8 protein-coding genes are annotated in these 8,057 nt (G+C 72.4%); 6 read left to right on the top strand and 2 right to left on the bottom strand.

The annotated features are described in order from the left end of the window. Positions 1–204: 204 nt before the first annotated feature. Together ACFWFR_RS14905 and ACFWFR_RS14910 are read right to left on the bottom strand one after the other, a co-directional pair. Positions 205–1,617 (bottom strand): gluconate:H+ symporter, encoded by a 1,413-nt coding sequence (locus ACFWFR_RS14905; protein ID WP_377623468.1) that lies wholly within the window; start codon positions 1,615–1,617, stop codon positions 205–207. Then, positions 1,614–2,159, bottom strand: a complete 546-nt coding sequence (locus tag ACFWFR_RS14910) for a gluconokinase (RefSeq protein WP_191804407.1) — start codon at positions 2,157–2,159, stop codon at positions 1,614–1,616. Before ACFWFR_RS14910 ends, ACFWFR_RS14905 begins: the two co-directional genes overlap by 4 nt. A 236-nt stretch (positions 2,160–2,395) precedes the next feature. On the opposite strand from ACFWFR_RS14910, the gene ACFWFR_RS14915 reads away from it, so the two are divergent. From ACFWFR_RS14915 to ACFWFR_RS14940, 6 genes are all read left to right on the top strand, one after another. Then, positions 2,396–3,082: a FadR/GntR family transcriptional regulator gene (locus ACFWFR_RS14915; protein ID WP_377618585.1), complete on the top strand. Its 687-nt coding sequence runs from the start codon at positions 2,396–2,398 to the stop codon at positions 3,080–3,082. A gap of 108 nt (positions 3,083–3,190) precedes the next feature. After that, a complete protein-coding gene (locus ACFWFR_RS14920) occupies positions 3,191–4,549 on the top strand; it encodes an MFS transporter (protein WP_377623469.1) in 1,359 nt (452 codons plus the stop codon). A 106-nt stretch (positions 4,550–4,655) separates the two neighbouring features. Further along, positions 4,656–5,093 carry a hypothetical protein gene (locus tag ACFWFR_RS14925; protein WP_377623470.1) on the top strand — a complete coding sequence of 146 codons (438 nt, stop codon included), beginning with the start codon at positions 4,656–4,658 and terminating at the stop codon, positions 5,091–5,093. After that, a complete protein-coding gene (locus tag ACFWFR_RS14930; RefSeq protein WP_377623471.1) occupies positions 5,090–5,956 on the top strand; it encodes a helix-turn-helix domain-containing protein in 867 nt (288 codons plus the stop codon). Before ACFWFR_RS14925 ends, ACFWFR_RS14930 begins: the two co-directional genes overlap by 4 nt. Position 5,957: 1 nt before the next feature. Continuing rightward, positions 5,958–6,344 (top strand): hypothetical protein, encoded by a 387-nt coding sequence (locus ACFWFR_RS14935; RefSeq protein ID WP_377623472.1) that lies wholly within the window; start codon positions 5,958–5,960, stop codon positions 6,342–6,344. A gap of 81 nt (positions 6,345–6,425) precedes the next feature. Further along, a complete protein-coding gene (locus ACFWFR_RS14940) occupies positions 6,426–7,913 on the top strand; it encodes a sugar porter family MFS transporter (RefSeq protein WP_377623473.1) in 1,488 nt (495 codons plus the stop codon). Positions 7,914–8,057 lie beyond the last annotated feature (144 nt).

Genomic DNA, 8,057 nt, shown 5'->3' on the forward strand with positions numbered 1-8,057 from the left:
GAAAACACATGCTGGTCCGGGTCGCCGGGTCGCCGGGTCGCCGGGTCGCCGGGTCGCCGGGTCGCCGGGTCGCCGGGTCGCCGGGTCGCCGGGTCGCCGGGTCGCCGGGCGCCCGCCACCCGAGACCGGGCCACAGGACGCGGCAACCCCGACGCGGCGGACCCGACGGCGGACCGGCCGGCCGCCGTCGGGCAGGGATGTGCGCTAGACAACCAGCCCCAGCAGCAGGATCACGACCAGCGCCACGACCGACAGCACGCACTCCATGACGGACCACGTCTTGAACGTCTGTCCCACGGTCATGCCGAAGTACTCCTTGATGAGCCAGAACCCCGCGTCGTTGACGTGGGACAGGAACACAGAGCCGGCGCCGATCGCGAGCACGAGGAGCGCCGCGTGCGTGGGGGAGAGTCCCGCAGCGAGCGGAGCCATGATCCCGGCGGCCGTGATGGTCGCGACCGTCGCGGAACCCGTGGCGACACGGATCAGTGCCGCGACGAGCCAGCCCGCCAGGAGCGGCGAGAGGTTCGCGTCGGAGATCCCGCTCGCGATGACGTCTCCCACTCCCGTGTCGACGAGCGTCTGCTTGAACCCGCCGCCCGCGCCCACGATCAGCAGGATGCCCGCGATCGGGGCGAAGGACTTGTCGACCAACGTGCTGATCTCGTCGCGCGTGCGCCCCATCGCGCTGCCGAAGGCCACGAGCGACACGAGAGCCGTGATGAGCAGCGCGACGAGCGGCGTCCCGATGAACTCGAGCCCCTTGCCGACGGGTGACTCGATGGTCCCCGTCATCTCGACGACGGTCCGGGCCAGCATGAGGATCACGGGCAGCAGGACCACGGTGACCGCGACCGCGAAGCTCGGGCGGGGGGCGTCCTCGTCCCGCTCGGACACGCCCAGGACGGTCGTGGGCGGGGGCAGCTTGACCCACACCGCGAGCGGCTTGGCGAGCAGCGGCCCCGCGACGATGACGGTCGGCACGGCCACGAGCAGACCGAGCCCGAGCGTCAGGCCCAGGTTCGCGCCCAGCGCGTCGATCGCGAGCAGCGGCCCGGGGTGCGGAGGGACGAGGCCGTGCAGCGCCGACAGCCCCGCGAGGGCGGGGATGCCGACGAGGATCGGGGAGACCTTGGAGCGACGCGCGACCATCATGACCACGGGGATCAGCAGGACCACGCCGACCTCGAAGAACAGCGGGATGCCCACGACGAACGCGATGAGCGCCATGGCCCACGGCAGCCGCTGCAGGGGGGTGCGCGCCAGGATCGTGTCGACGATCTGGTCCGCGCCACCCGAGTCGATGAGCATCTTGCCGATGATCGCGCCGAGCGCGATGAGGACACCGACCCCGGCGACGGTCGACCCGAGCCCCGCCGAGAAGCTCACGAACGCGCTCACGAAGTCGATGCCCGCGACGATCGCGAGGACCGCCGAGCCGATCATGAGGGACAGGAACGGGTGGAGCTTGAGCCACACGATCAGGACGATGATCGTCGCGATCCCGAGCACGGCCGCGAGGATGAGCTGGGTCGTGCCCGCGTCGGTCGTCGGGGTCTCGGTGGCTGCGCGCAGGGCGCCCGCGGCGAGCGGGTGCGAGGCGAGGGTGAGCATCATCGCTCCTCGGGGTGGGTGGGTGCGCCGGCCAGGTGGCGGGGTGCGCGGGGGATCGTGGGGCGGGGCAGCGCGGTGGATGCGAGGATCCGGTCGACGAGCTCCTCGGGCGGCGCGCCGACGTCGAGCGTGATCCCGTCCTCGTCGGCCGCGAGCGGTTCGAGGGTCGCGAGCTGCGAGGGGAGCAGGGACGCGGGCATGAAGTGCCCGCTGCGATGGGTCATGCGTTCCTCGAGCAGCTCGGCGCTACCCGTGAGGTGCACGAACCGGACACGCCCGTGCGCGGTCCGCAGCAGGTCGCGGTAGCTGTGCTTGAGCGCCGAGCAGGTGACGACGGCCGAGTCCCCCTCGGCGGCCTGCACGTCGAGCCAGTCGCGCATCGCGCGGAGCCAGGGCCAGCGGTCCTCGTCGGTGAGCGGGGTGCCCGCGCTCATCTTGTCGATGTTGGCCTGGGGGTGGAACTCGTCGGCCTCGGCGTACGGCCGGTGCGTGCGGTCCGCGAGCAGGGTCGCGACCGTGGTCTTGCCCGAGCCGGCGACACCCATGATGACGAGGTGCACGGGGCTGTGGTCGGCCGCCGGCGCTGGGGCGGCTCCCGACGAGGGGCTGGCTCCCCTGTCCGGGGTGGGGCTGACGTCTGTGTCCATGAGGGGGTTCCTTGGCTGTCCGTCGACTGCTGCGTCGTGAGCGGACCTCTGTGGCCGCTCACCGAGCATGCACGATTGGTATCACCTTTGGCAAGGCAATGGTGTGACCTATGAAAGAGCCGTAGGCTCGACCCATGTCCGCGACGGTGCTCCACAGCTCGGTGACCGACGTCCTCGGTCGCCGCATCACCGCAGGTCACCTCCCTGCGGGGAGCGCACTGACCCTGGACGGGATCGGCGCCGAGTTCGGCGTCTCCCGCACCGTGACCCGAGAGACCATGCGTCAGCTCGAGGCGCTCGGCCTCGTGCGCTCGGGCCGTCGGATCGGCCTCGTCGTGCTCCCCGAGCAGGACTGGAACGTCTACGACGCCCGGATCATCCGCTGGCGTCTCGCCGGCCCCGGCCGCGACGCACAGCTGCGCTCGCTGACCGAGCTGCGCTGCGCCGTCGAACCCCTGGCCGCCGCGGGCGCCGCCCGCCACGCGACCCACGAGGCCCGTACCGAGCTCGTCGAGCTCGCCGCGCGCATGCGCGAGCTGGGCGAGGCCGGGCGCCTCGAGGAGTTCCTCGTGCTCGACATCCGCCTGCACGCGCTGCTCCTGCGGTCCTCGGGCAACGAGATGTTCGCCGCGCTGCACGAGGTCGTGGGCGAGGTCCTCGCCGGGCGCACCCACCTGGGCCTCATGCCGCAGGCGCCGGTCGCCGAGGCGCTCGACGAGCACGAGGCCGTCGCCCGCGCGGTCGCCGCAGGGGACGCCGCGGAGGCCGAGCGTGCCATGGCCGCGCTCGTCGGAGAGGTCCGGGCCGCACTCACGGCCTGACGCGCACACGGCCCGACGGCGCCGCGCACCGCGCGAGGTCGACCGCGGTTCTGAGACGGTCGCCTCGGGAGACGGTCTTCCGCCCGGTGCGAGGTAGCCTCGTCGATCGTGCCCCGCCTCGACGGCATCCTTGCCGACACGACCCCGCTCCGCGTCTCCCCGCCGTTCCGTCGGCTGTGGTGGGGGCTCGGTGTCTCCAACCTCGGCTCGCAGCTGACCGTCGTCGCCGTGGGCCTGCAGGTGTACGCGCTCACCGGCTCGACCCTCGCGGTCGGCGTGCTGGGCGTCTTCGCGCTCGTGCCCCTCGTGGCGCTCGGCCTGTACGGGGGCGCGCTCGTCGACGCCTACGACCGCCGCAAGGTCGCGCTGCTCGCGTCGTGGGCGCTGTGGGTCGTCACCGGCCTGCTCGCGCTCCAGGCGTGGCTCGACGTCGGCTCGGTCGGGGTCCTGTACGGGCTCGTCGCGCTCCAGTCGGCGGCGTTCGCGATCAACAACCCCGCCCGCTCGGCGATCATCCCGCGACTCGTCGAGCCCCGGCTGCTGCCCGCCGCGAACGCGCTCCAGACCATCTCGTGGAGCATCGCGCTGACCGTCGGTCCGCTGCTCGGTGCGTTCCTCGTGGCACTGTGGGGATACGGGATCGCGTACTCGATCGACGTGGTCCTGTTCGCCGCGGCGCTGTGGGCCGTGTGGCGGCTGCCGTCGATCCCGCCGGTCCTGGCACCCCAGGGCGGCTCCGGCGCGGCCGGCTCCGATGCCGTGGCGGCTGGAGTGGACGGGGACCAGGCGGTGCCCCGCCGCAAGGTCGTCGGCATCAGCTCGGTCGTCGACGGCTTGCGCTACCTCGCGACCCGGCCCAACGTGCGCACGACCTTCCTGGTCGACCTCGCCGCGATGATCCTCGCGTTCCCGCGCGTGCTGCTGCCCGCCGTGGGCGTGCTCTTCATCGGGGGTGGCGAGACCACGACGGGCGTGCTGAGCGCGGCGTTCGCGGTCGGCGCGGTGCTCGCCGGGGTGTTTTCCGGGGCGCTCTCGCGCGTGCGCTGGCAGGGGCTCGTGATCGCGTGGGCCATCACGGCGTGGGGGCTGTCGATCGCGGCGTTCGGCGGGGTCCTGCTCCTCGTGGGCTCGACCAACCCGCCGCAGGTGCTCGTGGGCGGCCTGATCGCGGCGTGCATCGCCCTCGCTCTCGCCGGGGCGTCCGACGCCGTCAGCGCGGTCTTCCGCCAGACGATCCTCCAGACCGCGACCCCCGACGACATGCGCGGCCGCCTCCAGGGCGTCTTCATCGTGGTCGTCGCGGGCGGCCCTCGCCTGGGCGAGGTGGTCCTCGGTGCCCAGGCGAGCTGGTTCGGCGAGGGGTGGGCCGCGGTCGCGGGCGGGCTGGCCTGCATCGTCGTGGTGTGGCTGATCCTGCGGACGCAGCCGCGCTTCCTCAAGTACGACGCGCTGCACCCCGAGCCGTAGGGGGGGCCGGGCGCGTCAGCATGACCTGGGAGGTCATCGACAGGGCGCACGGCGGGCCGCCACAGTGGGAGCCATCGCACTCGTGCTCGTCCCGTCGGAGGTCCTGATGCGTCCCGTTCCTGCCACCACCACCCGCACGACCGCAGCTCGCCCAGAGGTTCCCGCACCCGAGGAGGAGCTCCGGCGCGCGATCCGGACCGACGCGGTCGCCGGTCTCCTGAGCGCACCGCTGCTGCTCCTGGCCGCGGTCCCGCTCGCCGGGCCGCTCGGGCTGCCGCTCACGCTCCTCGTGGGGGCAGGCGTCGTGCTGCTGCTGCTCGCGACCTTCCTGTGGTTCACGGCTCGCCGTGTCCCGCTCCACCGGGGGGCCGCGCGGGTGGTCGTCACAGCCAACTGCGCGTGGATGCTCGCGAGCGTGCTGGTCCTGCTGGTCTGGTCGCCGACGCCTTGGGGGATCCTCCTCGTGGTCGGTCAGGCGCTCGCCGTCCTCTGGATCACGATCACCGAAGCCGTGGGCCTGCGGCGCACGGCTGGGCTCCGATGAAGCAGGACGCGGCGCTCCCCGCACGGCGCACCGGCGCGACCGTGGGGGCCATGCTGCGCGAGTGGCGCGAGCGTCGTCGCCTCAGCCAGCTCGCGCTCTCGATCGAGGCCGACGTCTCGACGCGACACCTGAGCTGTGTCGAGACCGGGAAGGCCAGCCCGAGCAGGGAGCTCGTGGCCCGGCTCGGAGAGGTGCTGCACGTCCCGCTGCGGGAGCGGAACCGACTCCTGCTCGCCGCCGGGTACGCGCCCGGCCACCCCGAGACTCCCGTGGGCGCGGCGGGGCTGGAGCCGCTGCGTGCCTCGCTGCGGGCCGTGCTCGATGCCCACGACCCGTTCCCGGCGTTCGTGGTGGACGGGACGTGGACCCTGGTCGAGGCCAACGCATCGGTCGAGGTGCTCCTCGACGGCGTCGACGCGGACCTCCTGACCGAGCCCGTGAACGTGCTCCGCCTCGGGTTGCACCCGAGGGGCATGGCTCCGCGCGTCGTCGACCTCGCTCGTTGGCGCACCGAGCTGCTGGGCAGGCTGCGCAGGCAGGTCGAGTGGAACGACCGCGGCGAGCTCGCCGACCTCTACCGGGAGCTCGACGCCTACCCGGTCCCGCGCGGCTCTGTGCCGACGAACGGTGGCGCCGACCACGGTGCCGACGGCCTCGCCATCCCCTTCCGCCTGCGCCACGGCGACGGCGAGCTCGCCTTCCTCGGCATGGTCACGACCTTCGGGACACCTGTCGACGTCACCCTGTCGGAGCTCACGATCGAGACGTTCCTCCCGGCGGACGCGCGCACGGCCGAGGTCCTCCGGGCCGCGGCCGCTCGACGCATCGACCCGCTGGGGTCCGGTGACGAGCTACGGTCCTGACGTGGAGAGCGAGGAGGAGCCGGTTCGTCGATGGACCCGCCACGTCTCCCTCCGGACGCACGTCGAGGCAGGCGGCGCCGACGAGGCCGCGGCCAGGGCATGCGCGGTCGTCGCCGCGCTCGGCCTCGAGCCCGTCGACGTCGACGAGCCCGTCGAGTACCGGAAAGTCCCGGGCACCTGGGTCGTCGTGACCGGGCTCGCCTGGCCGCCGCGGGCCGCGAGAGACGACGCCGAGGCCGCCATCTCGCTCCTGACGGCCACGACCGGTCTCGACTGGTCTCCGGCCTCGGGAACCCCGGAGTCGTTCGACGCGGTGTGGAACCCGAGCGACGCCGTCGACCCCAGGACGAGGCACGTGACCTGGATGATTCTCGACGCGATCGCGTGACCCTCCCCACGGACGCTCACCGCGCGGCCCGGCCCCCACGTCACTATCGTCGAAGGGAAACCTGACACGGAGGGGGTCGTCATGACCAGCAACGACGCAGGAGCAGCTGGGGACGCCCAAGCCCAGGCTCAGGCCAAGCGGCTCAACAAGAGAGTCATCGGGATCAGCCTCGCGGCCGCGCTCGGCGGCTTCCTCTTCGGGTTCGACACGGCGGTGATCAACGGGGCCGTCGACTCCCTGTCCGAGACGTTCGAGCTCAACGCGGCGATCACGGGCTTCGCCGTCTCGTCCGCGCTGATCGGCTGCGCGGTGGGTGCGTGGTTCGCGGGTCCGGTCGCGAACAAGATCGGCCGCATCAAGGTCATGCTCATCGCGTCGGCGCTGTTCTTCGTGTCGGCGTTCGGCTCGGGCCTCGCGTTCTCGGTCGTGGACCTGATCCTGTGGCGCGTGATCGGCGGCCTCGGCATCGGCGCCGCGTCGGTCATCGCCCCCGCGTACATCGCCGAGGTCTCCCCGGCGCGCATCCGCGGTCGGCTCGGCTCTCTGCAGCAGCTCGCGATCGTGACCGGTATCTTCGCCTCGCTCCTCACGGACGCGGCGCTGGCCGGGGCCGCGGGTGGCGCGTCGAACGTCCTGTGGCTGGGGCAGGAGGCGTGGCGCTGGATGTTCATGGCCGCGGCCGTCCCGGCCGTCGCGTACGGCCTGTTCGCGCTGCGGATCCCCGAGTCGCCCCGCTACCTGGTCGCCAAGGGCGAGACCAAGAAGGCCGCCGAGGTCCTGCGCGAGTTCACGGGGGTCCAGGACGTCGACCACAAGATCGCGGACATCGAGGACTCCCTCAAGTCGGACACCAAGGCCTCTCTCAAGGACCTGCGGGGCAAACGGCTGGGCCTCAAGCCCATCGTCTGGGTCGGCATCCTGCTGTCGGTCTTCCAGCAGTTCGTGGGCATCAACGTGATCTTCTACTACTCGACGACGCTGTGGCGCTCGGTCGGGTTCTCGGAGGACGACGCGCTCCTGACCTCGGTCATCACGTCGGTCACCAACATCGTCGTCACGATCGTCGCGATCCTCCTGATCGACAAGGTGGGGCGGCGCGCGCTGCTCCTCGCGGGCTCGGCGGGCATGTTCGTCTCGCTCGGCATGATGGCGGTCGCGTTCACGCAGGCCACGCTGACCACGGCGTCCGACGGCACGTCGACGGCCTCGCTCGACGGCGCCTGGGCGACGGTCGCGCTCATCGCGGCCAACGCGTTCGTGGTGTTCTTCGGGGCGTCGTGGGGGCCGGTCGTCTGGGTGCTGCTGGGCGAGATGTTCCCCAACCGCATCCGTGCGAGCGCGCTGGCGGTCGCCGCTGCCGCGCAGTGGGTCGCGAACTTCGCGATCTCCACGTCGTTCCCCGTCCTGGCGGACATCGGCCTGAGCTTCGCGTACGCCTTCTACGCGTTCTTCGCGCTGCTGTCGCTGTTCTTCGTCTTCTACAAGATCCCGGAGACGCGCGGCAAGGAGCTCGAGGACATGCGCGACGACTTCGTGATCAAGCGGGGCCACATCGTCGAGTCGGCCTGACGCCGGGCCCCGCTCCTGCCGAGAAGTGAGTAGATGCCCCTGATCCGCGCGGGGCGGGGGGGGGGGGGGCCGTATCCGCGGGGGGGCCCCCCCCAGGCGCGGCCCGCCGCCCCCCCCGCGCAAGCCGCCCGCCAGCGGGGGGTG

This window comes from Oerskovia sp. NPDC060287 (assembly GCF_042726775.1).
Classification (GTDB): domain Bacteria; phylum Actinomycetota; class Actinomycetes; order Actinomycetales; family Cellulomonadaceae; genus Oerskovia; species Oerskovia merdavium.

What these genes read in the sequence shown, in the direction of transcription:
- ACFWFR_RS14905 (WP_377623468.1), bottom strand. Translation starts at nt 1,617, where the DNA reads ATGATGCTCACCCTCGCCTCGCACCCGCTCGCCGCGGGCGCCCTGCGC.
- ACFWFR_RS14910 (WP_191804407.1), bottom strand. Translation starts at nt 2,159, where the DNA reads ATGGGTGTCGCCGGCTCGGGCAAGACCACGGTCGCGACCCTGCTCGCG.
- ACFWFR_RS14915 (WP_377618585.1), top strand. Translation starts at nt 2,396, where the DNA reads ATGTCCGCGACGGTGCTCCACAGCTCGGTGACCGACGTCCTCGGTCGC.
- ACFWFR_RS14925 (WP_377623470.1), top strand. Translation starts at nt 4,656, where the DNA reads ATGCGTCCCGTTCCTGCCACCACCACCCGCACGACCGCAGCTCGCCCA.
- ACFWFR_RS14930 (WP_377623471.1), top strand. Translation starts at nt 5,090, where the DNA reads ATGAAGCAGGACGCGGCGCTCCCCGCACGGCGCACCGGCGCGACCGTG.
- ACFWFR_RS14940 (WP_377623473.1), top strand. Translation starts at nt 6,426, where the DNA reads ATGACCAGCAACGACGCAGGAGCAGCTGGGGACGCCCAAGCCCAGGCT.